The organism is Butyrivibrio sp. DSM 10294 (assembly GCF_028539135.1).
GTDB lineage: Bacteria > Bacillota > Clostridia > Lachnospirales > Lachnospiraceae > Butyrivibrio.
In genome coordinates this window covers 1-23,919 of record NZ_JANSWL010000033.1, presented here as the reverse complement: position 1 = coordinate 23,919, position 23,919 = coordinate 1, and the positions used below count along the sequence as shown (strand labels likewise).

The window sequence follows — 23,919 nt, the reverse complement described above, 5'->3', positions numbered from 1 at the left end:
GCGACGCTCGAAATTATAGCACAACTGACAATTAAGGTAAATAAATCAAAAACTCCGGCGGATATCAAACCCGTCGGAGTTATCTCAATGTACTTATAATTCAATTAAAAAATTACTCCACCAATCCCTTATCAGTCTTCTTAACATGCTTAAATACGTTCTCAAATCTGTTAAGAGCTTCATCAATGATTTCGGGAGTGTCGGCCAGTGACGTATAGAGTCTGCTTCCTGCCAGGGTTACGATGCCGTTTGCCATGTAGGCTGCTCCCATTTTCTCCATGGAATCCTTGCGGACATACATCATGTCTTTGTGCTTGAGAAGGCCCGTTGCGGACTTGATGAAGGACATTGATGAGAAGTCAAAGCTCATGGCTCCGGTGCACTCAAGGTGAACGATGGAACCCTGGTTATAGGCTACAAAAGGAAGTCCGTAGCGGTCTATAAGTTCCTTCAGGCCGTCGCAGAGGCGATCTCCCATCTTGCCGGCAACTTCGCAGGCATTGGTCCTCTCGATTTCCTGAATAGCGGTGTAGCCTGCGATACAGGACAGAGGATTGGCTGATAAGGTTCCGCCGACATAGGCCCGATGCTTACCTGTAGCAAGGCCCGCAGCCATAAGGGAAGCGTATTCTCTCTTACCGCCAACACCACCGGCAGCAGGATATCCGCCTGCAATGATCTTACCAAAGATGGTAAGATCCGGAACAACGCCAAAGTAGCCCTGAGCACCTGACAGCGCAACACGGAATCCGGTAACTACCTCATCAAAGATAAGCAGAGCACCGTATCTGTCACAGAGCTCTCTTACACCCTTGTTATAATCATGGGCAACAGGTCTTGTGCCGCTCTCAGGGCCCACAGGCTCAAGGAGCACAGCTGCAGTGCCGCCTGACAAACGGTTTCTCTTAAGCATCTTCTCCAGCATATCAAGGTCATTAGGCCTTACCTCGTCGGTTTTGCCGAAGCTGCTGTTGGGAATACCGTGAGATTCAAGAAGTGCGCGGCTTCCCGGAATCTTAAGTCCGTATACCATCTGATCTGACCAGCCGTGGTAAGCTCCTCCGATCTTGATGATATGCTTTTTGCCCGTTGCGATTCTTGCTATACGAAGAGATGCCATAACGGATTCTGTACCGGATCCAAGCATACGGAACATCTCAACGTTTGGCATATGCTTGTTGATCTCTCTTGCGATCAGCATCTCAGACTCATGCAACAGCCCCGTCACAGGGCCGCACTCGTTCAGAAGTTCAAATACCTTGTCCCTTACCGGTTTGTAGTTACTTCCAAGAATTGTGGGACCTCCGGCCTGCAGAAAATCTATGTACTGATTGCCGTCTTTATCATAGAGATAAGGGCCATCAGCCTTGGCCATACACATGGGAAAAGGCTTGTTAAAAGCAAGATTGTGCTGAACACCGCCCGGAATATATTTCTGAGATTCCTCAAAAACGGCATGGCTCTGCTTACATTTTTCGTTGTAATAAGGCATTATTTCTTCGTTGTAATACTCGTCTGTGACTTCCCAGATGGGCTGAGAGGTCAGCTCTTTAAGCTTTTTGTTGATCTCACTGGGATCATCCCAACGACTGATTCCGCAATTCTTCATTTTCAGGCCTCCTGTTTTTGGAAATATTGGTGTCTATTGATTTTCTGAATACTACAAATCTGTCATACAAGTACTCTGTGGATAGATTCAGAGCCATATTGATTCCGGTTACGAGATAATCGTTCCATTTAAGGTGTTCCACAAGAAAGTTCCCTCCTATGGTGGTCACCGGGGTAAAAACCGCATAGAACATTGCCACCAGCATCATTGCGACAGGAACATTCGCTACGCTCTGGAAGGTAAATTTACGATTCAGGGTAAAATTCCAGAGAACCGACAGCACCAGAGCTATAAGATAGCAGGGCCAATACCGCAAAGGTGTAAACTCGGTAAGGACTGCGAAGCTCACGATCTCAATGATCCCCGCAGATATAGAAAAGAACACGAACTTGATTATCCTCACCAGTTCTTTTTTCTTATCACCACTCATCCTAGCCCTCCTTTTTCTTGGAATATTTCTTCCTGTATACGTAGTTCATGATCGCCACATCGAGCCATGGAAGCTTGGTTTTTATACCAAGGGATCTGCAGTGAAGCGCTGTGATGGCGGCTTTTTCCGCAAGGAGTTCAAGGGCCTTGGTATCGTCATCATCCCTTCCCTTTACAAGTATGCCCTTTCCCGGGACAAGAACCGCAGGATATTTGGAGAGCGCGGCCTCTGGGTTGTCTTTTACGACCGGGATTTCTTTGCCTATCATCTGAGCCATGTCATCCAGCTGAGCCTTAAGAGGAATATCAAGCCGCGAATATGCTACAGCTGCAGTCTCCGACCCGTCATGCCCATTGTAACTTCTCTTACAGATTTCCTCCAACAGCTGAACTCTCTCCATGGCTTCATCCTTGTCACGACCGGCAACCACCGCTCCGTGGCAGCTCATAAGGACTGTGTGCGCACCGCCCGCGAAACAGGAATTAACCGCCTTCTTGAGGGTTCCTGTTCCGGGAAGGCCATAGGATGCAACTGCGATGCCTCCCAGCTTCTCTTTTTCCTCATCAGTCATCATCAGCTCTGCGATTCCCGAAACACTGAAGGCTGAAGCGTAGTTCTGATGAGTATGGATCACAAAAGAAACCTCGGGAAAATTCGCATATGCACAGGCATGAACGCCCTTTTCGCTGGAAGGCTTGTAACTGCCCTCATAGGTCTCATTCTTCATGTCATACAGCGCCAGATCCTCGGGCCTTGTTCTGGTATAGCTAAGACCACTTGGTGTTATCAGAAAATGAGTCTCATCGGTCCTTGCGCTGACATTTCCCCAGGTTCTTGCCACAAGCCCTTCTTCTAATAATAAAAGGCCTGTTTCAACAATCTGTTTCCTTAATTCTGTTTCCCCCATTCCTTCCTCCTATGAATTCAAAGCCGCAAAATTGGCGGCGTTAGCTTTGTATAGTTTTTGGAATACCTTGTACTGCTTGTCGTATATGTCCTTGTTCTGCGGATTTGGCGAATAGGTCTCACTGACCCTGACATGCTCCTTCATGGATGCCAGGTCCTTAACTTGTCCGCTTCCTACCGCCACCAGCATAGCTGCACCAATGGCTCCCACGTCCTTGGAATAAGGAACCGTAGCAACTTCGCGGCCCAGAATATCCGACAGAATCTGGCAGGTAACCGGCGAAAGAGCGCCGCCCCCAACGAATCTGATCATGCGGGAGGTATCAATCTTCTTCTCCTGGCTTTCCAGCATCCAGCGAAGGTGAAAGCATATTCCTTCGATAACGGCCCTTAGAAGATGTCTCTTACCGGTATCAAGACCTATGTTAAAAAACATTCCTGCAGCCTTGGGATCCTCGAAGGGGCATCTGTTTCCGTGAAGCCAGGGCGTAAAGATAACACCGCCGCTTCCGGGCGGAACCTGCGCTATAACCTCCGACAGATAGTCATAGAGGCTCAAATACTTACTTTCCGATGAGTGTCCCACATCCGCCTTGCTAAGATAAATGTCGATCTCATCAAGAGCAAGGTGATCCTTGACCCATTCATAACATTTTCCTGCAGTTTCCATCTCAGCGAAATAGTTGAATCTGTTCTCCTGAGCTCCCACAATCCCGGCTATCATTGAGAAAATATCCACTTCCTGCTTGTCGATGACGGTGCTGACCCAGCCTGAAGTTCCGCAGTAGATGTGGGTATCTCCCAGTTCTGTCGCCCCTGCTCCTATTCCTATCAGGGTTGCATCGCCGCCGCTTCCGTATACGGGTATTCCTTCGATAAGCCCCAGCTCTTCTGCCTGTTTTTTCCTAAGTCCCCCAACAACTTCGCTGCAGCCCACAACTCTTGGCATATGCTCGTATTTAACGCCATAGGTCTTGCAGAGAGATCTGCTGAAGCACATCTTCCCCTTTCTGGTATCATAGAGGAAAGTCGAATAGGCAGAATCCGGCGTCATCACGCACTCTCCCGTCATTCGGCAGATAAGGTACTCTTTTACATCAAGCCATTTGTAGACTTTTTCATATATTTCAGGCTCATTTTGCTGAACCCATTTGTATTTCCACAGTGGATCTTTTACGCTTGTTGATGCCGCATGAGTGGCAATAAGACTCTTTAAAAGAATAGATAAATTAACTCCGGACACGGTAAGGCCGAACTGCTCGGTCTTCCTCATAACCTCGCCGCCTCGCTGATCCATATAGCTCATAGGGCGACGGAGTGCATTTCCGCTCCTGTCCACAAGAACAAGGCCCTGCATCTGAGAGCAAAAAGAAATACCGTAGATATCAGAAGGTGATATTCCGGTTGCTGCAATGAGCCTCCTGGTACTCCTGCACATAGCTGTCCACCACTCTTCGCAGTCCTGCTCAGCCCCTCCGTTATCCAGAATGTAGAGGCCGTAGGTTTCATATTCTCCTCCGAGGAGAGTAGCGGTGTCTCCTATTTCCACCAGACAGGATTTAAGTCCTGTTGTGCCTATATCATATGACAGTACATATTGCATAGCATCCCCCTTATGTTCTAATGTTCCGTCACAAATCCCCATCTTTATTCTATTTTACATTATTTCCGGCAGATTCACACCGATTTTTTTGCAGTAAGAAATGCAGCAATTTCCTCGATATCATCTGAAAAAAGAGCACTTTCGAAATACTCTTTTCTGCCAAGACCGTTATCAATGATGTTTCTGATAAGTGTCCTGAAGGGCTCATAATAACCGTCGGTATTGTACAGAACTATAGGGCAGCTGATCACATCAAGACTGGCAAGAGACAGTACATCTGTGATCTCATCGATTGTTCCTATTCCTCCGGGGAGAGCAACAAAGGCATCGGCGAGTTCTATCATTTTGGCCTTGCGCTCTGCCATTGACGCAGTCTCAAAACATTTAGTAAGATTCTTGTGCTTTCTGTCCAGAATCCTCTGAATGTCGGGCAGAACGCCAATAACCTCTCCTCCTGCAGCCAATACCGCATCGGCAAGAGTACCCATCAGGCCTCTGTCTGCGCCGCCGTATACAAGTGTGTTGCCGCTCTTACCAATCCATGTGCCAAGGGCCACGGCCGCTTCTTCAAAATGCTTGTTGTTTCCGGATGTTGATCCCAAATATACTACAATATTCATATCACTACTCCTGCTTATTTTTTGCCGATTATCACCTGCGGATTGTGCCTGCTTATCTCATGCAATACAGTGTCCAACATAGCCCGGCGCTGACGCTGCTGCCAGTATTATTCCGACAATCAATACGATTATATTTTGCTTCATTTGCTTTTGAATCACAATTTTTCCCCAATACTTTCTTTAAAAATTTCAAAATAACATAGCATTAATTATCACAGAAAGTCAAGCAAATATGCGCTTTGCCACCTATTACTATAATGTCTATCTATTATCGAATTAACGATTTTATGAATGTTTAATTTTGCATTCGCATCCTGTACATATTCGGATAGTATAGTTAGTAACTGACTTATGATTACAGCCTGAAGAATTATCCGGGGCGGAAAAAAAGGAGGACTTACGATGAGTGATGAATTCAGAGAAAAAGCTATTGGTGTAATTGTGGAATTTGGCAATGGAAATGCCGATGAGCTAAAAGCCATGGGAGACAGTGATCTTTTGAAAAGATACTGCGAAGTGACCGGCGAATCCGCCGAGGATTACAAAGATGCGTAATAAAAAAATAAAATAGCTTAATTCACCAACAGAAATGTTTACAAGTCATATCGCCATTCATATAATGGATTACATCTAATCTGTAAGATTTAATTCTCTTATTGGGAGGAAATGTAATGAAAAAATGTGTTATAGCGATTATGGCATCAGCTATGCTACTTGCCGGTTGCACCGGGGAACTACCTGAGGAATTTCAGAATCTTGGGCCCCTGGCACCGTATGAAAAAGAAGTCGCATCTAAACAGTCCGATGACTCCAAGGACGATAATGATTATAAGAAAAAGGATGATGATAAGACATTAGGGTCATCTTCCAGCGAGGAAAAAAGCAAATCGGACGATGACGATTCATCATCTTCTTCAGACAAAAGCAAGGCTGATATTGATAAATACATTTCTCTTCTGGGAAATGGATCAGGCGTGGGAAACAGCGATCTTCCATCCTCAAGCGATTCAGACTCAGACAAAGGTCACAAGACTCCTGCTTACTTAAATGCACCTGATACGGCAGCAGGTATCGAGATTGCCGGATATACCTTCGACTTCTCGGATGACTTCAAACTTGCTGACATGGAAGACGAAAACGGAGTAATGTACCAGACCGAAGACAGTACTGCAGCTATCATAATTTTCGAAGAGACCTACGACGAGGATATGCTTGAAGCCTTCATTGAATATCAAGACCTGTATGAAACACTTTTTGATGAAACAATCGATGGCCTTATCGTACAGGTACTCATTGGTGATTCCGATGACATGCAGGCGGGCGATATGATAGATGATGATGTAAGACCTGCAGATGCAATAGGTAATACACATCATGTTACCTTTACCGACGGACTTAAATCCGGAGTTGCTTATGACAGCTGGTTCCTTAATCCCACAACCGGTGAATTTGCATATATCATCTTGATTGATATAGATCCGGGATTAAAAAACTCAACACAATTCCCGTCAATAATTCAGAATGCTTCTTTTAGATAACTCTTGTTATCATACATATTTTTGTCAGCTTTCATGAAGACAGCTTCCATGCTGTCTTCATTTTTGTATTTAGCCATACCACAGGCAATTACGATTCCTCCGTTGGCAATGGCATCCTTATCATAAGCGGCGACAGCCTCCACCAGCTCATCTACCCGTTCATAATCCTCATCTGTTACCAGCACCACAAATTCATCGCCTCCGATTCTGTATACAGGGCTTCTTTTAAAAATGCTGCATATGACCTCGCAGGCATTAATGATGCATTCATCTCCTGCCTTATGACCTTTAGTGTCGTTTATCTTCTTAAGATCATTGACATCCAGAACCACAAGAGCAAATTCTGCCTGACGATTCTGCTTAATTCTGCGATCAATAATTTTTTCCCTCTGCTGATAGGCATTCTTGTTCTTTATTCCCGTAAGGACATCAACATAGGCCTGATCCTGTACCTTTGCCAGCTTAGCGACATATTCGAGTTTGATACGCATAGCTTCGGTGACATCCTGGCACAGTCCCAGAAGGCATTCACGTCCCGTATCGTCCGTGAACTTGAGTTTGGTGGTCTGGAACTGCCTGGGATTACCTTCAGCATCGGGCACGTCCTCATAGAAAACATATGGCTTGTCCATAGACAGTGCCTTTTTATCATCCTCGATAAAGTGTCTGGCTGTGGCTTCGTCAAAAATCTCAAAATCCGTGAGCCCTACCACGCCCTCCGGAGTTTCCTTGTGAGCATAATCGGCAAAGGCCTGGTTACAGGCCAGATACTTTCTGGTGATAACATCCTTGGAGAAGGTCACTGCAGGCATATTCGTAAGAAGATCGGACACGGACTTTTTCAGTTCCGCTATTTTCCTGTTGCTGTCAGCTTCTTTCTTAAGGAGTTCATTTTCTTTTTGCAGCTTGGCATATTCCCCTGAGATCTTGTGTAATTCTCTTTTTTGAGTTTCATCTGGGAGACCACCTCTCACCTCCGCTGAAGAAAGGATGGCTATCATGACTGCTGCCACTTCTGTAACCGGATTAACAGCAATTCTCCATGCCAGAATCTGGATCAATTTGCCGTCTGCTGTTACATCGGTAACAATAACTCTTTTTCCGTCCTCTGCGCAGTTCAGTACTGCCTGGAGCGACCGTGTGCCGGGCTTATCCTTGAGCTTCGATGCATCGAATTCTTTTTTGCCTGAGATACCGGGGAAATAGTCAGCAATATAATTTTTGTAGGTAATATTGGCCCTTACTATAGACAGAATGTTGTCTTTGCCACACTCCACCATGACCATGGGCCAGGTATCAAAATAGTCTGTGTGCTGCTCATCATCGGTGCTGGACAGAGACAGGTCATAGAGATTTACCTTTCCCAGAAGGACATAGTAGCCTGACTCCTCAGGGTTTTCAAAGCCTATCTGCATGCCCGATTTACCTCTCTCCAGTATTTCCTCAAAAGAAATAGGTTTGGAAAAATAGTATCCCTGAAGCATGGTACATCCGATATCCTTGAGGAAATCCGCCTGCTCTGCGGTTTCAACTCCCTCTGCCACCGTATCCATTCCAAGAGACATAGCAAGTCTTACCAGTTCCGTAAGGATGATCCTGGCCTTTTCACTTTCATCCATCTGTCTTACGAACTGCATATCAATCTTGATGAGGTCAAAGGGCACCTTCTGCAGGATACTTGGGGATGAATAGCCGCTTCCGTAATCATCCATCCATACGTCAAATCCAAGCTCCTTAAAACGCCCGATCTCTTTGATCATATAATCAACGTCATCCGCCACAATACTCTCTGTGATCTCGATAACGATCATGTCTCTGCCAATGCCGGCACTGTCTACACGCTTCCTTATCTCCTCAACGATATCGCAGGTATAGAAATCACTTCTGGACAAGTTGACGGATACAGGCACGACGTATATACCATTGTCTGCCTGTTCTTTCATCTTTTTTAGTACCTGATCAACAATACACAGATCGAGTTTATAAATGGTATTGGTCTCCTCAAGCGCAGGAATAAACGCCGCAGGGCTAAACATGCCCTTTACAGGGTCCACCCACCTTGCAAGCGCTTCTTCATGACAGGCCTTACCATTGGCGGTTCTTACAATAGCCTGATAAAAGACCTTGATCCAACCTTCTTTAATCGCTCTGTCAATGTTTTCGATTACATACTGCTTGTCTTCCATGGCAGTCATCATCTTCTTATCAAAAATGTGGAACCTTGAAGAATAATTATTTTTGCCTGAGTCACAGGCTATTTTGGCTCTGTCGCAGGCTCCGCTGATACTGATGGTGTCATCCTCGTACAGGTACATACCAACGCGCAGAGGCATTTTTTTCTCATCTTCAATCGCTTTGTTTGCTTCTATGAGCTTGGCTGCGCTCTCTCTGGCCTTTTCTTCGTAGGTATATACACAGAAGTGGTCTGCGCTGAATCTGCTGCAGTTTTCATGACTGAACAGCTTGATGATATCGGATGCGAAATTTTTAAGGAACCTGTCGCCCTCCTGAAGACCGTAGGTCTGGTTATACACCTTCATTCCGTCGAAATCGAGGAACAAAATGACAGGCATCTTGCCGCTTTGCCGAAGTTCCCTGCAACCTGCCTCTGCCAGAGCAAAGAAATAGGTCATGGAAGGAAGCCCCGTCAGATAATCGTGCTCCACTCTCACGTTATAACTTCTGTTGGCCAATTTGTTGATCAGGGAATTATAGATGCCATCCTTTTGAGCATTGTTATCCTCATCATAAGCGCCTTGATCTGTATACCATACAAATGCCAGCTTTATGCCATTTTCTTTATCAAAATGCTTTCCGTAGGCATGAATTATCCGATACTGTCCATTAATATAGGACCTGTAAATCACATCATAAACATCTCCGCCCGTAGCAAAGCTATATGCGGCATCTCCAAGGTCCGACAGATCATCCGGGTGAATATCGCGGTACATATCATTGTCCATGAGGTCATAGAGATCCGCTCTGGCCATATCCGTATAGCCAAAGAGCTTAATAGCGCCATCTGAAACAGCTATGGTAACTACTCTTTTATTAATAAACTGATATACCGCAAATGGAACCTGGCTTCTTTCCAGAAATGCAAGTTCTTTGTCGTCATATCTGTATTTTTCCACGAGAAGCACCTCCTGCATGGGCAAAATAATTATAGTGAACCATTATTTATTTTACCATTTAAGGGAAGTGTATTGATTGATATTCCGACAATGTTTAGAAACAATTAATAAAGCTTAATCCACGAGCCTGGCATTTGCCAAAGTGCAGTACATCTCGTTATTCTCCTCATACAGGGAAAAAGTTCCTTCCACAGTAATCTCTTCAGTGTCCAACGGCGGATAATTCCCATCCTCCCATATGTCAATCATACTGAGGATATATCTTACATTTATTTAGAGATGACCTGCAGAACCTGATAACCAAGCCTCTCTATTTCCGAGGTGATGACTGTATCTTCCAGGTCTGCCTCAAATTGTACAATTGCTTCTTTCTTGCGAAGATTTAGCCTTGCAGATACGCCGTCAATCCTGTTGATTGCCCTCTTCACTCGATTGGTGCAGTTCTCGCAGTGCATTCCGTCAATCTTGAACACCCTGGTCTTAATAACGGGACCTTTAAGTTTTTTGTCAGGTTCTCTGACAGTGGAACTTCCGCCACCGCAGCAGCTGCCCTGCCCCAGAAAATGCTTAACGGAGCCTCTAATAGCGAGAAACAATATTATTGCAAGACCTGATATTATAAGACCGTTTGAAACCATCGTATTACCTCATATTTTCTATTGTTTTATATCAAAAATCTATTTTTAACCAGTACATCATGTTAGCATATGCTAATTCAAAATGCAAGTATTATGACTACTGTAATAAAAAAGCTTCAAAGCATTTGGCTCTGAAGCTTTTTTTTATTATGTATGCAATCCATCAATTATCATAACGGCTAACGTAATCAGGTCTGTTATCCATCAGAAGTGCTGCAATGAAATAAATAAGTATTCCGCTTTCTCCTGAAAGAATAAATAACACCCACAAAACTCTTACGATCGTAGGATCAATTCCCAGGTACTCTGCAAGACCTCCGCACACACCGTAAAGCTTTCTTTCATTACTTCTGTATAATTTCTTTTCCATAACTTTTGTTCTCCTCAAATCTCTGAACCATCTACATCAACAACTTCGATACGCTCTTCATCGCGTCGTCCTATTGCAAGTTTGCTCTTGTTGGCCGCCAGCAAAAGGAAGATTGCCAGGATATCGTCAACAGGTCCCGGCACGAAATCCACAGGCGAAACAACATAGACAATAAGCAATGTAAAAAGAATCCATTTCATAAACTTATTCATTGTCACCCTCCTCTCATTGGATTGATTTTACTTAAGGATAAATTAAGTATATTCTTCTCCAGGAAAGGAATACATTGTTGCCTTTGCAAAAATTTCGGTTTTATTTTTCTTTTTTGGCAAAAAAGAATCTGAATCAGAATAAATCCAACATACTGTCGAGATAGATCTCCTCCCTGACCTTGAGCTGGTATTCCGGTTTTGTCATGTAGTACAGGAGAAATTCCAGTATCACTGCACTGCCGAGGCTGCGGCCTTCGATCTTGAAATTGGAAAAGCCTGCGGGAGCATATACGTTCAATATATCATCAATTCCGATAAAACCGGGATTCTTCATGGCATCTGAGAAGCGATAGCCTCTTCCGGCATCAGGAGAAACACAGATGTGGTCTTCGCATTCTTCTCCAAGGCTCTTGCGACTGACATTCTCATAGCATTTTTTCCGATCGTAGCAACCATACCAGCAACATTCGTTGCAAAGAAACTCTACTTTGGACTTAAGTTCAGACGGAAGGTCCGTTAATTTGGCGATTTCCTTGTTTAATCTAAAATCGGGTACAACATAGCGAAATTCTACCCTGTTTAATTCATCAGTAAATTTTGCGAAGTCAGTAATTACCTTGGTTGTGGATGAAACGAAATAGAAATCGGGATAGCTTTCTTTGATATAATCCAGAAGGAGGTCTGAATATATTATTATACCATTGTTCGCATAACTATTCTGTTCGAAGATTCTGCACAGTTCATTACATCTTCTGTCGGACAGATGCTCCTTGGTAATCAGGGAATTGCTGAAGGTGAGCCTTGCGGAGATTCCATACTCCTTCATAAGCTCCACAACCTTCAAGGGGGATTCCTCGCCGAAGCCCACACGTCCTCCGCCCCACAGGCAATCGGCCGGTGCGCCATAGATGGAACCTATTTCGCACCAGTCATAGAAATATTCCCTGTGTTTCCTAAACAGCGGAAGAAACTCACTGTACAGGTTATAAAATTCAAATAATCCCGGAAGATGATAATAAATCTTATTTTTCTGTTCCATATTACCTGTTCTTCCTCAAAAAAACTTGAGAGATTCCGATCATTCGCCTAAGAATATATGCTGCGGAAGTCCTCCAACAAAAATTGGAGTAAGCTCTGCCTGGATCAGAGGATATGCGTAGTCTATGAACTCCTGCTTCATTCCTGTATGATCCTCATTCACCCATTCAATGGGAACCTTTTTCTCCAGATTAGCTATCTCTGAGATGGGATGAAGCTCAGTAGTGCACTGATAAGGTGAATTGGAGATTCGCTTAAGGGCCACCATCTCTCCTGTATGACCTTCAAAAGCTGCCTTCACTGCTGCTCCGCCCACCTGATAAGCCTCTGTAATATCAGTGCGGCTGGCAAGATGACCTGCGCAGCGCTGTAATGTTGATAATTCGATGCATCTTGTCTTGGTATCAAGATTCCTTGCGACGGTATTAGCCAGGAAACGCGCTGTTCCTGTAAGACTCTTGTGGCCAAAGGCATCCACAGCGCGGACATCATCAGAGAGTTCGCAGACATAACGGCCATCTTCAAGTTTAACACCCTCAGAAACCGCAATGACGATGCTGTTCTTTTTTTCCTGTATTCTGCGTACCTTTTCAACGAATCTGTCCACATTAAAAGGTACCTCTGGAAGGCAGATCATATCAACGCCCTCACAGTCGTAGTCTTTGGCAAGGGCAGCTGATGCAGTGAGCCACCCGGCGTTTCTGCCCATTATCTCAACGATCGTTACATTTTTGGTGCCGTAGACCGTAGCATCTCTGATGATTTCCTTCATTACTACGCCAATATACTTGGCAGCTGAGCCATAACCGGGAGTATGATCCGTCACGGTCAGGTCGTTGTCTATGGTCTTGGGAACGCCGATAAATCTTATATCACTCCCCTTCTCCTTGCCATAGGCCGCCAGCTTGTTTATAGTATCCATACTATCATTTCCGCCAATATAAAAGAAGTATCCGATATTGAGCCTTTCAAGTTTCTCAAGGATTGTATCAAATACTTCTTCAGCCCCCGGAGCGCCAAGCTCGGGGAGTTTGTAACGGCAGCTTCCAAGGTAGCTTGAGGGCGTTCTCTTAAGAAGCTCGATATCGATGGGCTTCTTAAAAATCTCAGTAAGATCAACATATCTGTCCTCAAGAAAACCCTGAATTCCGTTGCACATTCCGTACACCTTGGCAGCGCCACGGTTCTTAGCTGCCTCAAATACACCTGCGAGGCTAGAATTGATGACTGCTGTCGGTCCGCCGGATTGTCCTACAATTGCGTTTTTCATATTCCCAAATCCTCCATTCTACATTTTTTTCACAAACACAAATAACCTTGAAAAAATCATAGCATGGCAAACAATGCAATTGTAAGCGTTTACATTTCTAAAATATGGACTTCTTTGAACAACAATTTCTTCTTTTACGAATACTTCCTATACTTATGCTTCCTGTAGCACTCCTGGCACATGGTGTAACGATAGGACCATTTCAGTTTTTTGCCGCAGTAGATGCAGGACTTCATGCTAAGCTTCTGAAGGTCCAGAATCTCGAAGATTCGCTCTGAGATTGCTCTCTTGGTCTCCAGGATCTGAGGAAGATCCTCTTCATCTCCAAAGAGCCTCGTATAGGAATATAGGAAATCAAAGACTGCGCTACAGGTCTCAAGTGTCTGGAGCGACTGTCTGAATTCAGGATCAGCGAAGGCAGTGTTAAACTGCCGGATTGTCTCCTGCAGATCCACCGGTTCTCCTTCAGCCTGGGCTCTATAATATTTGGAATATATATCAAAGATCTCTTTGTTATCGGTATTTGCCGGAATCCTTATGAACTTGCGGATCAGCTCCCTGTTGTCGTCAATGGCTTCAAGGGCTCTTGCCAGTTTGATCTTCTCATCGATATCGCCCTTGTCATAGTACTCAGCTGCGGGAATCTTGTTCCACAGCTCAAGAATAGTGGAGACCTTGCCGTCCTTCTCAAGAAACTGCTCCGGAATGTTGATCATAGCTGTATTAAGCGGAATCAGCTTGTGTTCAAGGAGTTTCTCAATTACCTCATAATCATAGTAGGAAGTCACGTAGCCCGTATCGTACAGACCGTACCTGCCTGCTCTTCCGGCTATCTGTTTGACTTCTGAGGGAGTGAGCGGTCTCTCTTTTACCCCGTCATACTTGATAGTCTGTAAAAAGACAATTCGTCTTACGGGAAGGTTCATACCCATTCCTATTGCATCTGTTGCAACTACCACATCTGTGGTGCCGTCTGCGAATTTACCGGCCTCCCTGTGGCGCACGTCGTAAGGAAGAGATCCGTAGATAATGCTGCAGGTAATGCCATTGGCCTGAAGCTCTGCGGCAACGCTGTGTACATCTTTTCTGGAAAAAACGATGAGTGCATCGCCCTTCTTGACGTCCTCGGGGAATCTGAAATCCACCGCCTCATCATCCATCTGAAGAGGTGTCTTCCTGTCGTGATACTGAACCTCATAGTCATCTCCGCAGGAAGTGATCATACGGATCAGAAGCTTCTCTGCATCCGGAGATGCGCACAGATGAATGACTGAGGCCTTGAGCCCCAGTATCGCTGCGGTCCAGGAGCCGCCTCTTTGCCTGTCGGAAACCATCTGGGCCTCGTCAATAACGGCCATATCCCAGTCTTCATCCAGGTTCATCATCTCTATGGTTGAGGACTGGTGGAAGGATCCGGGCATTAGTATACGCTCCTCTCCTGTTATCATTGAGCAAGGACAGCCCTGCCTGTTCATCTTCTCATATTGCTCATAGGCAAGAAGACGAAGCGGCGCCAGATAAATTCCGCTGTCTGCATTCATCAGCTCCTGCATGGCCTGATAGGTCTTACCTGAATTGGTGGGACCTATATGCAGTATAAAATGCCTTTTCATCTGCCTTGCAAGAGGAAAAAGCTGCGTGTAATCATCAGGAGTTGAGGTCTGAATGCTCTCAAAAAGAAGCCTCTTGGCTGCCATGGTCTTTTTGTGCCTCTCAGCAGCATGAATATACCTCGGATTATGAGATACCTGCTCAAAAACAACTATCTCAGAAAGACGTGGCTTGATATAGTCTACAATGTCGCGGCTCTTCTTGGATTCGCGAAGATATGTCATTATAATCTTGGAAATTGTTTTCTCAGAACCGGTGATGATAAAGTCCACCAGCGGCATGTTGTCACAGTTCAGTAAAACACTGTATATGACATGAGAAAGAGACGGCATCATCTCTCTAAGGATGACGCCGTTAAATTTGTCAGGAATTGTCTCGCAGAATCTACCGATAGTTCCCTTGTGAATCTCCTGCTTCTGGGTCTGCCCGAAAGCGGTGTGAACCGTCATATAAATTCGTTCTGTGGCCAATGTATCAAGGAATGCCTCATACACGGCCTTGCACACTTCATCAGAATGTTTCTTCCAGTACTCCTCGAACTCCTCCTGAGGAAAAGCCCGAAGGGCACGGTCTCTTTCCATTTTCTGTCTGACTCTGCGTGCCTTGAAAGGATTATGATAGCCTTTTTTCTTCATGTTATCCGACCATTGTCACTTTTTCGGCAAATCTGTTAAGTGCCGTCTCTATCCTGCCGATGTTCACATCACCCAGGAATTCGAATTCGTCCACGTAACAGGATTTTGCATCAATATAAACGTCACAAGTGATCTTCCTTGGATTGCTGCCGTATTTCTCAATTACTTCGGGAAGGTTGTCATTAACTGCATCAAACCTAAGTCCAAAGTCCTTGCAAAAATCCACTGCATCCTCCAGTGACTTGCCTTCTCTGCAGGTCCACAGGATCACTTTGTGTCCGAGCTTTCTCTTCCATATAAGAAACTCGAAAAGATTTAAATTAGCCGGCCCGAGTTCAGGCCACTGCCCCATACTAAGTGCGCCGTCGAAATCAACTGCAAAAATCATGTCTGTACCCCACCTTCTAGTTTGTGCCTTTGATTTTTTTCCCCGCTTTGCGCCCCTCAATTAAGCATTATACCCAAAACTCATCGGGATGTCAGTATGAAAATCCTTTTATTCATGCATATTTCACATATTAACTTTTTTTCGTGCGCTGTTTTATCACAAAATATCAATATGCTCACCTGCAAGAGCCTTGTTCATGCTCCTTACCGCACAGAACTTGCCGCACATGGAGCAGGTGTCATCATATTCGGGAGCTCTGTCGGCTCTGATTGCTCTGGCAGTCTCCGGATCCAAAGCGCAGTCCCACTGCCCCTCCCAGTCAAAAGCCTTTCTGGCATCGGCCATCTTGTTGTCGATGTCCATGGCATGTGGTATCTTCTTGGCGATATCTGCCGCATGAGCTGCAATCCTGGATGCGATTATTCCCTGCTTAACATCTTCTACATTGGGAAGTGCAAGGTGTTCAGCCGGTGTTACATAGCACAGGAAAGATGCCCCTGCCGCTCCTGCTATTGCGCCTCCGATAGCGGAAGTGATATGGTCATAACCCGGTGCAATATCGGTAACAAGGGGGCCCAGTACGTAGAAAGGCGCTCCCATGCAGATTGTCTGCTGCATCTTCATGTTGGCCTCGATCTGGTCCATCGGCATATGGCCGGGGCCCTCCACCATTACCTGCACATCTTTCTCCCAGGCGCGTTTGGTGAGTTCGCCCAGCCTTACCAGTTCTTCTATCTGGCATACATCACTGGCATCCGCAAGGCAACCGGGTCTGCAGGCATCGCCAAGGGAAATGGTAACATCATACTCTCTGCAGATATCAAGAATCTCATCATAATATTCGTAAAAAGGGTTCTCCTCGCCTGTCATGCTCATCCAGGCAAATACCAGAGATCCGCCCCTTGATACGATATTCATTTTTCTCTTGTGCTTCTTGATCTGATCTATTGTCTTTCTGGTGATTCCGCAGTGAAGAGTCACGAAGTCAACGCCGTCCTTAGCGTGAAGCCTTACAACATCAATAAAATCCTTGGCTGTAAGCTCGGATAAGTCTCTCTGATAATGGATTACACTGTCGTAAACAGGCACTGTTCCCAGCATTACAGGACATTCCTCAACGAGCTTTTTTCTGAAGGGCTGGGTGTTTCCGTGTGAAGACAGATCCATGATAGCATCAGCTCCCATGTTGACCGCAGCCATTACCTTCTCCATCTCAATGTTGTAGTCCTTGCAGTCGCGGGATACTCCCAGATTGACATTTATCTTGGTCCTTAGCATAGAGCCAACGCCTTTGGCGTCAAGGCAGGTGTGGTTCTTGTTGGCGCAGATGGCGACCTGTCCTTTGGCGACCAGGTCCCTGATCTCCTCGGGTGTGCGGTACTCATCCCTTGCAACCTTCTCCATCTCGGGAGTGATGATTCCCTTGCGGGCTGCCTCCATCTGTGTTGTGTAATTTCTCATTATCTATTTCCCCTTTTCTTTTTTTATACCTATTTTGTAATTATTTAGCTTTATACCTGCGATGTGTATAAATATCAATCGTTATTCATTAAAAGAGCTAATTTGCTCGCATAGAATGGTATAATGGTCCTCTTCCATGTCCCAATTCAAGACATGCAGCGATGCATTTTTCAATATATTTCTTTGCCTGAATCACGGCATTTACAGGTTCCAGCCCCATGGCAAGGCCTGACGCAATGGCACTTGAGAGCGTACAACCCGTGCCGTGGGTATTTGGATTCTCATAGCGCCGACCTTCTATCCATATAGCATCGCTGTTGTAGAACAGATCCGCAGAGACGCCTATTTGGTCAAAAGAGCTGTGACCACCCTTTATCAGCACATTGCAGCCGCAGCTTTCATAAATATGCGCAGCAGCTTCCTCTGCATTTTTCCTTGAATTGATGTCCCTTCCCGTAAGGATTTGTGCTTCGGGTATGTTCGGAGTAATGATGAGGCACCTTGGAAACAGCTCTTTTTTCAAATATTCATAAGTATTTTCCTTAGTGAACTCAGTTCCTGACGTAGAACTAAGAACCGGATCAAGCACCACATTTGTAAGTCCGAATTTGTCTATCCCCTTAGCTACAGCCTCCATGGCACCTATATCCGGCAGCATTCCTATCTTGACGGCGTCCACAGGCATATCACTGCAGACTGTCTCCAACTGCAAGCTGATAAAAGACTTCTCAACCGGTGAAATGCCCCTGACTCCCAGCGTATTCTGGGCTGTAAGGGCTGTGATGACGCTCATTCCGTATACTCCCAGAGCCTCCATTGTCTTGAGATCCGCCTGTATCCCAGCACCACCGGAGGAATCGCTCCCTGCTATGGTCAGAACTGTTCTCTGTTTCATGTCTCCTCCAATTCATCAAACGCGCTGCGGAGATCTGCCGCTGCTTTTTGGGGATCTTCACTTTTCATGATTGCTGAAACAACGCATATTCCGGCTATTGGAGTGCCTTTCAGAATGCCGATATTATCTTTGTTAAGGCCTCCTATTGCATTCGCAGGAATTGGAACGGCTGCGCAGATATCTTTTAGGGTTTCGACACTTGTCAGCACCGTTTTAACCTTAGTAGTAGTTGGGTAAATTGCCCCTACTCCAAGATAATCAGCTCCTTTGTCGTAGGCTTCCAATGCCTGGCTCACGGTCTTGGTGGTAGCTCCGATTATTATGTCCGGGCCAAGAATATTCCTTGCAATGTCTACAGGCATATCAGATTGCCCCAGGTGCACTCCTTCGGCGCCGATTGCCATTGCCACATCAATCCTGTCATCCACGATCAGAGGAACATTGTATTTCCTTGTTATCTCGTGAAGTTTCCCGGCCAGTTCCATGTACTGCCTTGTGGTCTTATCCTTTTCTCTTATCTGTACTATGGTTGCTCCGCCTTGGATAGCGCTTTCAGTCTTTTGCAGGAACTCCTCTGTGGATAGACCGCTGCTGTCGGTCACAAGGTAGAGCCTTAGGTCCTTACTGTCTATTCTTTTCATTGGTTTCTCCATATTTTTCGAAGGACAGGGAATCCAGAAGTCCTATCAGATAGCTTCCGGCTCCTACCTCTCCGTTTTTTTCATATAGCTTTTTATATGCCTTCTCCCCGGCGTTTCCGAAGAATTCACAGGCTCCTGCCACGGCCTCTATACGAGGCTCTCCAGCCAGAAATGTCGCACATACAGCCCCCAGCATACATCCTGTCCCGGTAATCTGCCCAAGCATTGGCGTTCCGGCTTTTACCAAAATAGTCTTGCCTCCGTCCGTAACAATATCTGTCTCACCGCTTGCAAGAATCACAGTCCCAAGATCTGCTGCGAGTTTCTGCGCAATTTCCTGCATTTTTCCGGCTTCGATGCTCTTATCGGCATCCACGCCTTTTCCTTTATAAGAGTTCACCGCCAGAGCCTTGATCTCAGAATAATTGCCCTTTAGCACCAAAAAAGACTTTGCATGGTGCGGGTGCTTATTAAGAAGCTTGAAAACATAATCCCTTCGAAGATCCGAGCAGGCAACTCCCACAGCATCGATTACTATGGGAATGCTTTTCTCAAGAGCCGTTTCATAGGATATTTCCATAGCCTCCATCCTGCTGTCGGAAATATTGCCCGTGTTTAGTAGGAGCGCAGATGCGGTCTCTGTAATTTGACGAACCTCCATCGGATGTTCAGCCATAATGGGGCAGGCTCCCAGGGAAAGGACTGCGTTGGCACATTGCATCATGGATATTGGATTGGTTATACAATGGATCAGATCTGCCATTATGCCACCTTATCCTTTTTGTCATCGGTAGGGTCAGTATTTCTTAAACTGCTCTGGATCTTAGTGAGGACTCCTGCCTGCTGCAGCTTAAGAAGCAGCAAAAATGCGATACTTCCGCCTATCAGAGTTCCGCAGATAAAAGAGGGAGTATAGAAGAACCAGGTAAGTCCCTCTTTTCCCCAGAGATAAGTCATTACAGGGTAAGATACGATGGAGCCGATAATTCCTGTTCCAATGATCTCTCCAAGGACAGCAGCGATGATCTTTCCCTTGGACAGCTTGTAGAAAATTCCGGACAGAGAGGCTCCGAAGATGGCTCCGGTAAGGGCCAGAGGCGGGATTCCCATGATCAACATTCTGATGATGCCGATGAGAAGGGCGCATACAAAAGCATAGGCAGGCCCCAGGAACACCGCACAAGTGATGTTGATAAGATGGGCCATGGGGCACATTCCTTCAATACGAAGGATTGGGGAGATGACCACCCCCAGGGCCACAAACATGGCAAGAGTCACCATCCTCAGTAAGTAGTTGTTTTTCTTCATGTCATTCCTCTTTTCCCAGACGGTGAGCTTTGCTTTTGTGGGCACCAAAAAAGCGGAAGCCCCCAATGTGGTTGCTTCCGCTCAAAAAATCCCTATTGTCAGGCATCCCTACGTTGGCATTATCCAAATCAGGTTATCGGTCGAAGGTCACACCTTCCTCTCAGCCTGTAATACAAGCTCCCGTCTGTTAAATTTGTCTTACTCTTTATACACCTTTTAACACGGTAATGCAATACATTAAATAAAAATTATTGCATCAGCTTTTTCATTTCGTCATACACAAACTGAACTTTTGGGCCTACAATGACCTGAACTGCATTCTTGGCGGGCCTTACAATTCCGGCAACTTTGGCATCTTTGATACACTTTTCATCCACAAGAGTATAGTCCACTGTCTCTACACGAATTCTGGTTGCACAATAGTCGAAATCCTTGATGTTCTCTTTTCCGCCCAGTCCCTTCAGTATTATCTTAGCCATTGCGGTGTAATCATCTCCGGAGAGCTCAATCTTGCGCTCGGTTGCTTCTGTCTCCTCCTCGTCTTCGCGCCCCGGAGTCTTGAGATTGAACTTCTGAATGACGAAGCGGAATACAAAATAGTAAACGACGGCATATACCGCGCCGATTGGCACTATCAACCATGGATTAACTGCCATTGGTGCCTTGAAGCTAAGGAACCAGTCAACAAAACCTGCGGAAAAATTAAAGCCGAGTCTAAAGGGAAGCATGGTACAGATCATCGCCGAGATTCCCGTAAGAACCGCGTGGACAAGGTACAGCCCCGGAGCCAGGAACATAAATGAGAACTCAAGGGGCTCCGTAATTCCCGTAAAGAAGGAAGCCATGGCGCCTGCAAGCATAAGGGATGCCACCGCTTTTTTCTTCTTGGTCTGTGCTGTGTGGTACATCGCGAGAGCACCTGCGGGAAGTCCAAACATCATAACCGGGAAGAAACCTGTCATGTACTGTCCGGTAACGCCCTTAACAGCGCCGTCTGCACCTGACCAGAACAGCCCCAGATCATTGATTCCTGCAGTGTCAAACCAAAATACCGCATTAAGTGCATGGTGAAGTCCCAGCGGAATAAGCGCTCTGTTCAGCATCGCGTATATTCCGGTACCTACGGGACCAAGACCTATAATAGCTGTGCCAAAGGCAACAAGGCCTGCATAAACAATGGGCCACACGAAATACAGAATAAGTGAAACCACAATGGATACCGCCGCGGTAACAATTGCAACACATCTTTTTCCGCTGAAAAATGCCAGAAAATCCGGAAGTTTCGTATCTTTGAAGCCATTATAGCAGCTTGACCCTATAATTCCCGATAAAATACCTATGAAGGCATTGCCAATCTTACCAAAAGCCGCCGGCACCAGCGCCGCATCAACTCCTCTAAACATTGCAACCGCATCTGTACTAAGAAGTGTCGTGATCATAAGAAAAGAAACAAGACCTGAAAGTGCAGCGGTTCCGTCATGTTCCCTGGCCATTCCAACGGAAACACCAATCGCAAAAAGGATCGGAATCTGATCAATGATTGCAGAAGCAGCCTTGATAAGAAATGCCGCGATCACGCTGTTTGCTCCCCATCCGTTAGGATCGATCCAATAGCCGATTCCGTACATGATGCCTGCTGCAGGCAGTACCGCCACCGGAAGCATCAGAGATTTTCCAATTTTCTGCAAATACTTCATCATACTATTTTTCCTCCTGTTTCTCCAAAATTATAGCCGCATCCCCCTGTGCTACTTTGCCTTCTTTTTTATCTAAACTGCTGAAATTATCGGGATTAGTAATAATAACAGGTGTAATTATTTCGAAGCCTTCACTCTTTACCGCTTCAAGATCCACCGTGGCGATGAGCTGACCTTTTTTGACAGTATCACCCTTAGCAGCATGGGTGGTAAAATGTCGCCCTTCCAGCTTCACAGTATCTATTCCTATATGAACAAGAACCTCTGCTCCGTCCTTAGTCAGCACGCAGAAAGCATGTCCTGTCGGAAAAAAAGCCGCAAGCTCGCCGTCCGCAGGTGCATAAAAACGTCCATCCTCAGGTATTATCGCAACTCCTTTACCGACCATTTCTTCAGAAAAAACAGGATCTGGAACTCTTTGGATCGGTACGATCTCACCTGAAACAGGCGCAGCAATTTCAATTGTATTACCGTGGAAAACTTTGGAGAAAATTCCCATATGATGCCCCTCCCTACGCATAAATTAATTTTACATCATATTTTGACATAATAGAAACGCATAAATGTCAAATTGTAAGAAGTGCGCTAATTGTATATAATTTAAGCTAATCGCGTGATTAAAAGGATTGGGGATTTGATATGAAAAAGAAAAGTTCTTTAGTTCTATTAGCTGTGATGACCGCAACATTATGCGCCTGTGGAAATACTTCCGTAAGTACATCCGAAAATATCAATCAGGGGGATACAGAAATGACACAAGACAGCAATATCAGCAGCGAAGAAAACAACACTGCCTCAACAAGCAGCACCGAGGATATGAGTTCTTTTGCCTCAGGTATCAAAACAGAGGATACGGAAACCGGCTCAGACACCGAATTTGTCCTTAACGACCAAATTGAGGAGCGTTGCCCTATAACCTACGAAGCACATAGATCCGATGTTTCCTATGGAGAATTCACTCACGGAACCTATTATTCCACAACCTGCGAAATGGACCGTGGCTACAGCATTCTTCTTCCTTCGGATTACAGCGAAGATAAGAAATATCCGGTTCTGTATCTGCTTCATGGAATTTTCGGAGATGAGTATTCTTTTTCCGGAGATGGTTCCAATAAAATTAAAGAGATTGTCGGTAATATGGCAGCTGATGACCTCATTCAGGAGACAATCATCGTTTGTCCCAACATGTATGCCGCCAAAGACCCGAATCAGAAGCCGGCCTTCGATAACGAGAGCTGCCTTCCCTACGACAATTTCATCAATGATCTTGTAACTGATCTGATGCCGCATATCGAGAGCAGCTACTCAGTCCTCACCGGCAGAGAGAACACCTATCTTGCAGGTTTCTCGATGGGCGGCAGAGAGACTATCTATATCACACTTAAGCGTCCTGAGCTGTTCGGATATGTATGCGCCATTTCCTCTGCTCCCGGAGTTGTACCGACTAAGGATAAATTCATGACTCATGACGGACAGATGGCTGAGAGTGAGATGAGATTTGCCGAGGATGCTGTTACACCGGACGTTTTTATTGTGTGCTGCGGAACCAGAGATTCCGTTGTCGGAACCTATCCCAAGCAGTATCATGAACTTCTTGAAGCTAACGGCGCCGACCATATCTGGTATGAGATCACAGGTGCAGATCATGATAATAACGCTATCAAAAGCGGTCTTTTCAATCTATTCAAACAGATTGCATATGAAAAAAGCCGGAACTGAAAAGTTCCGGCTTTTTCAAGGTTTGTACCCTGAAAACCGAACACTGAATATCTTAAATCCATTTCCCTTTGTTCCTATACCAACTATTCGTTGGATAAGCCCTCGACCTATTAGTACACATCAGCTGAACACGTTACCGTGCTTACACCTTGTGCCTATCTAACCTCATACTCTCTAAGGGGTCTTACTGCTTGCG

Annotated in this window: 24 protein-coding genes, 1 rRNA gene and 1 riboswitch; of the genes, 3 read left to right on the top strand and 22 right to left on the bottom strand. The window is 45.5% G+C overall.

Annotated features, from left to right (window positions below; all coding sequences use genetic code 11):
* Positions 1–112 precede the first annotated feature (112 nt).
* The 5 genes from NXH67_RS00965 to NXH67_RS00945 form a co-directional block, all read right to left on the bottom strand.
* On the bottom strand, positions 113–1,609 hold the full coding sequence (locus tag NXH67_RS00965; RefSeq protein WP_022779514.1) for an aspartate aminotransferase family protein: 1,497 nt from the start codon (positions 1,607–1,609) through the stop codon (positions 113–115).
* Positions 1,578–2,039 (bottom strand): GtrA family protein, encoded by a 462-nt coding sequence (locus NXH67_RS00960; protein ID WP_022779513.1) that lies wholly within the window; start codon positions 2,037–2,039, stop codon positions 1,578–1,580. Before NXH67_RS00960 ends, NXH67_RS00965 begins: the two co-directional genes overlap by 32 nt.
* A 1-nt stretch (position 2,040) precedes the next feature.
* The gene (locus NXH67_RS00955) at positions 2,041–2,946 is read right to left on the bottom strand and encodes a class II aldolase/adducin family protein (protein ID WP_022779512.1); all 906 of its coding nucleotides are present in this window, start codon (positions 2,944–2,946) and stop codon (positions 2,041–2,043) included.
* Positions 2,947–2,955: 9 nt separating this feature from the next.
* The gene (locus tag NXH67_RS00950; protein ID WP_272796044.1) at positions 2,956–4,548 is read right to left on the bottom strand and encodes a xylulokinase; all 1,593 of its coding nucleotides are present in this window, start codon (positions 4,546–4,548) and stop codon (positions 2,956–2,958) included.
* 74 nt (positions 4,549–4,622) lie between these two features.
* Positions 4,623–5,168 carry a TIGR00730 family Rossman fold protein gene (locus NXH67_RS00945; RefSeq protein WP_022779510.1) on the bottom strand — a complete coding sequence of 182 codons (546 nt, stop codon included), beginning with the start codon at positions 5,166–5,168 and terminating at the stop codon, positions 4,623–4,625.
* 402 nt (positions 5,169–5,570) lie between these two features.
* On the opposite strand from NXH67_RS00945, the gene NXH67_RS00940 reads away from it, so the two are divergent.
* A complete protein-coding gene (locus tag NXH67_RS00940) occupies positions 5,571–5,723 on the top strand; it encodes a hypothetical protein (RefSeq protein ID WP_272796043.1) in 153 nt (50 codons plus the stop codon).
* Positions 5,724–5,839: 116 nt separating this feature from the next.
* Positions 5,840–6,706: a hypothetical protein gene (locus NXH67_RS00935; RefSeq protein WP_272796042.1), complete on the top strand. Its 867-nt coding sequence runs from the start codon at positions 5,840–5,842 to the stop codon at positions 6,704–6,706.
* Here NXH67_RS00935 and NXH67_RS00930 read toward each other — a convergent pair.
* The 16 genes from NXH67_RS00930 to NXH67_RS00855 all read right to left on the bottom strand — a co-directional run bounded on the left by NXH67_RS00930 (position 6,685) and on the right by NXH67_RS00855 (position 22,503).
* Entirely contained in the window at positions 6,685–9,840 is a 3,156-nt protein-coding gene (locus tag NXH67_RS00930; protein ID WP_272796041.1) for an EAL domain-containing protein, read from the bottom strand. The genes NXH67_RS00935 and NXH67_RS00930 overlap by 22 nt on opposite strands.
* 114 nt (positions 9,841–9,954) lie before the next feature.
* The gene (locus NXH67_RS00925; RefSeq protein ID WP_272796040.1) at positions 9,955–10,089 is read right to left on the bottom strand and encodes a hypothetical protein; all 135 of its coding nucleotides are present in this window, start codon (positions 10,087–10,089) and stop codon (positions 9,955–9,957) included.
* A 20-nt stretch (positions 10,090–10,109) separates the two neighbouring features.
* On the bottom strand, positions 10,110–10,478 hold the full coding sequence (locus tag NXH67_RS00920) for a heavy-metal-associated domain-containing protein (protein ID WP_272796039.1): 369 nt from the start codon (positions 10,476–10,478) through the stop codon (positions 10,110–10,112).
* A gap of 163 nt (positions 10,479–10,641) precedes the next feature.
* Positions 10,642–10,848, bottom strand: coding sequence for a PspC domain-containing protein (locus NXH67_RS00915; protein WP_272796038.1), 207 nt, complete (start codon positions 10,846–10,848; stop codon positions 10,642–10,644).
* Between the two features lie 14 nt (positions 10,849–10,862).
* Positions 10,863–11,060, bottom strand: coding sequence for a hypothetical protein (locus tag NXH67_RS00910; RefSeq protein WP_022779505.1), 198 nt, complete (start codon positions 11,058–11,060; stop codon positions 10,863–10,865).
* A gap of 133 nt (positions 11,061–11,193) precedes the next feature.
* Complete coding sequence (locus NXH67_RS00905) at positions 11,194–12,099, bottom strand: hypothetical protein (RefSeq protein ID WP_272796037.1); 906 nt, start codon at positions 12,097–12,099, stop codon at positions 11,194–11,196.
* A gap of 39 nt (positions 12,100–12,138) precedes the next feature.
* Complete coding sequence (locus NXH67_RS00900; RefSeq protein WP_022779503.1) at positions 12,139–13,368, bottom strand: 6-phosphofructokinase; 1,230 nt, start codon at positions 13,366–13,368, stop codon at positions 12,139–12,141.
* 134 nt (positions 13,369–13,502) lie between these two features.
* The gene (locus tag NXH67_RS00895; RefSeq protein ID WP_022779502.1) at positions 13,503–15,614 is read right to left on the bottom strand and encodes a helicase-related protein; all 2,112 of its coding nucleotides are present in this window, start codon (positions 15,612–15,614) and stop codon (positions 13,503–13,505) included.
* A gap of 1 nt (position 15,615) precedes the next feature.
* The gene (locus NXH67_RS00890; RefSeq protein WP_022779501.1) at positions 15,616–16,002 is read right to left on the bottom strand and encodes a hypothetical protein; all 387 of its coding nucleotides are present in this window, start codon (positions 16,000–16,002) and stop codon (positions 15,616–15,618) included.
* Positions 16,003–16,158: 156 nt separating this feature from the next.
* Complete coding sequence (gene thiC, locus NXH67_RS00885) at positions 16,159–17,463, bottom strand: phosphomethylpyrimidine synthase ThiC (protein WP_272796036.1); 1,305 nt, start codon at positions 17,461–17,463, stop codon at positions 16,159–16,161.
* A gap of 97 nt (positions 17,464–17,560) precedes the next feature.
* Positions 17,561–18,358 (bottom strand): bifunctional hydroxymethylpyrimidine kinase/phosphomethylpyrimidine kinase, encoded by a 798-nt coding sequence (gene thiD / locus NXH67_RS00880; protein WP_272796035.1) that lies wholly within the window; start codon positions 18,356–18,358, stop codon positions 17,561–17,563.
* Positions 18,355–18,999 (bottom strand): thiamine phosphate synthase, encoded by a 645-nt coding sequence (gene thiE / locus NXH67_RS00875; protein ID WP_022779498.1) that lies wholly within the window; start codon positions 18,997–18,999, stop codon positions 18,355–18,357. Before thiE ends, thiD begins: the two co-directional genes overlap by 4 nt.
* Complete coding sequence (gene thiM, locus NXH67_RS00870) at positions 18,980–19,762, bottom strand: hydroxyethylthiazole kinase (protein ID WP_272796034.1); 783 nt, start codon at positions 19,760–19,762, stop codon at positions 18,980–18,982. Before thiM ends, thiE begins: the two co-directional genes overlap by 20 nt.
* Positions 19,762–20,307, bottom strand: coding sequence for an energy coupling factor transporter S component ThiW (gene thiW, locus NXH67_RS00865; RefSeq protein WP_272796033.1), 546 nt, complete (start codon positions 20,305–20,307; stop codon positions 19,762–19,764). Before thiW ends, thiM begins: the two co-directional genes overlap by 1 nt.
* A gap of 87 nt (positions 20,308–20,394) precedes the next feature.
* Positions 20,395–20,499, bottom strand: a riboswitch (TPP riboswitch).
* 56 nt (positions 20,500–20,555) lie between these two features.
* Positions 20,556–22,007, bottom strand: a complete 1,452-nt coding sequence (gene nagE, locus NXH67_RS00860; protein ID WP_272796032.1) for an N-acetylglucosamine-specific PTS transporter subunit IIBC — start codon at positions 22,005–22,007, stop codon at positions 20,556–20,558.
* A 1-nt stretch (position 22,008) separates the two neighbouring features.
* Positions 22,009–22,503 carry a PTS sugar transporter subunit IIA gene (locus NXH67_RS00855; RefSeq protein WP_272796031.1) on the bottom strand — a complete coding sequence of 165 codons (495 nt, stop codon included), beginning with the start codon at positions 22,501–22,503 and terminating at the stop codon, positions 22,009–22,011.
* A 251-nt stretch (positions 22,504–22,754) separates the two neighbouring features.
* Between NXH67_RS00855 and NXH67_RS00850 the strand changes: the two genes are divergently transcribed.
* The gene (locus NXH67_RS00850; protein WP_272796030.1) at positions 22,755–23,723 is read left to right on the top strand and encodes an alpha/beta hydrolase; all 969 of its coding nucleotides are present in this window, start codon (positions 22,755–22,757) and stop codon (positions 23,721–23,723) included.
* 90 nt (positions 23,724–23,813) lie between these two features.
* Here NXH67_RS00850 and NXH67_RS00845 read toward each other — a convergent pair.
* A 23S ribosomal RNA gene (locus NXH67_RS00845) occupies positions 23,814–23,919 on the bottom strand; the annotation flags it as partial.

Excerpts from the sequence above, each read along its gene's own strand:
- NXH67_RS00915 (WP_272796038.1), bottom strand. The coding sequence starts at position 10,848 with ATGGAAAAGAAATTATACAGAAGTAATGAAAGAAAGCTTTACGGTGTG.
- NXH67_RS00935 (WP_272796042.1), top strand. The coding sequence starts at position 5,840 with ATGAAAAAATGTGTTATAGCGATTATGGCATCAGCTATGCTACTTGCC.
- thiW (WP_272796033.1), bottom strand. The coding sequence starts at position 20,307 with ATGAAGAAAAACAACTACTTACTGAGGATGGTGACTCTTGCCATGTTT.
- NXH67_RS00950 (WP_272796044.1), bottom strand. The coding sequence starts at position 4,548 with ATGCAATATGTACTGTCATATGATATAGGCACAACAGGACTTAAATCC.
- NXH67_RS00945 (WP_022779510.1), bottom strand. The coding sequence starts at position 5,168 with ATGAATATTGTAGTATATTTGGGATCAACATCCGGAAACAACAAGCAT.
- thiE (WP_022779498.1), bottom strand. The coding sequence starts at position 18,999 with ATGAAAAGAATAGACAGTAAGGACCTAAGGCTCTACCTTGTGACCGAC.
- NXH67_RS00855 (WP_272796031.1), bottom strand. The coding sequence starts at position 22,503 with ATGGGAATTTTCTCCAAAGTTTTCCACGGTAATACAATTGAAATTGCT.
- NXH67_RS00910 (WP_022779505.1), bottom strand. The coding sequence starts at position 11,060 with ATGAATAAGTTTATGAAATGGATTCTTTTTACATTGCTTATTGTCTAT.
- NXH67_RS00920 (WP_272796039.1), bottom strand. The coding sequence starts at position 10,478 with ATGGTTTCAAACGGTCTTATAATATCAGGTCTTGCAATAATATTGTTT.
- NXH67_RS00905 (WP_272796037.1), bottom strand. The coding sequence starts at position 12,099 with ATGGAACAGAAAAATAAGATTTATTATCATCTTCCGGGATTATTTGAA.
- NXH67_RS00940 (WP_272796043.1), top strand. The coding sequence starts at position 5,571 with ATGAGTGATGAATTCAGAGAAAAAGCTATTGGTGTAATTGTGGAATTT.
- NXH67_RS00965 (WP_022779514.1), bottom strand. The coding sequence starts at position 1,609 with ATGAAGAATTGCGGAATCAGTCGTTGGGATGATCCCAGTGAGATCAAC.
- NXH67_RS00895 (WP_022779502.1), bottom strand. The coding sequence starts at position 15,614 with ATGAAGAAAAAAGGCTATCATAATCCTTTCAAGGCACGCAGAGTCAGA.
- NXH67_RS00960 (WP_022779513.1), bottom strand. The coding sequence starts at position 2,039 with ATGAGTGGTGATAAGAAAAAAGAACTGGTGAGGATAATCAAGTTCGTG.
- NXH67_RS00925 (WP_272796040.1), bottom strand. The coding sequence starts at position 10,089 with ATGATTGACATATGGGAGGATGGGAATTATCCGCCGTTGGACACTGAA.
- NXH67_RS00890 (WP_022779501.1), bottom strand. The coding sequence starts at position 16,002 with ATGATTTTTGCAGTTGATTTCGACGGCGCACTTAGTATGGGGCAGTGG.
- nagE (WP_272796032.1), bottom strand. The coding sequence starts at position 22,007 with ATGATGAAGTATTTGCAGAAAATTGGAAAATCTCTGATGCTTCCGGTG.
- thiC (WP_272796036.1), bottom strand. The coding sequence starts at position 17,463 with ATGAGAAATTACACAACACAGATGGAGGCAGCCCGCAAGGGAATCATC.
- thiD (WP_272796035.1), bottom strand. The coding sequence starts at position 18,358 with ATGAAACAGAGAACAGTTCTGACCATAGCAGGGAGCGATTCCTCCGGT.
- NXH67_RS00900 (WP_022779503.1), bottom strand. The coding sequence starts at position 13,368 with ATGAAAAACGCAATTGTAGGACAATCCGGCGGACCGACAGCAGTCATC.
- NXH67_RS00850 (WP_272796030.1), top strand. The coding sequence starts at position 22,755 with ATGACACAAGACAGCAATATCAGCAGCGAAGAAAACAACACTGCCTCA.
- thiM (WP_272796034.1), bottom strand. The coding sequence starts at position 19,762 with ATGGCAGATCTGATCCATTGTATAACCAATCCAATATCCATGATGCAA.
- NXH67_RS00955 (WP_022779512.1), bottom strand. The coding sequence starts at position 2,946 with ATGGGGGAAACAGAATTAAGGAAACAGATTGTTGAAACAGGCCTTTTA.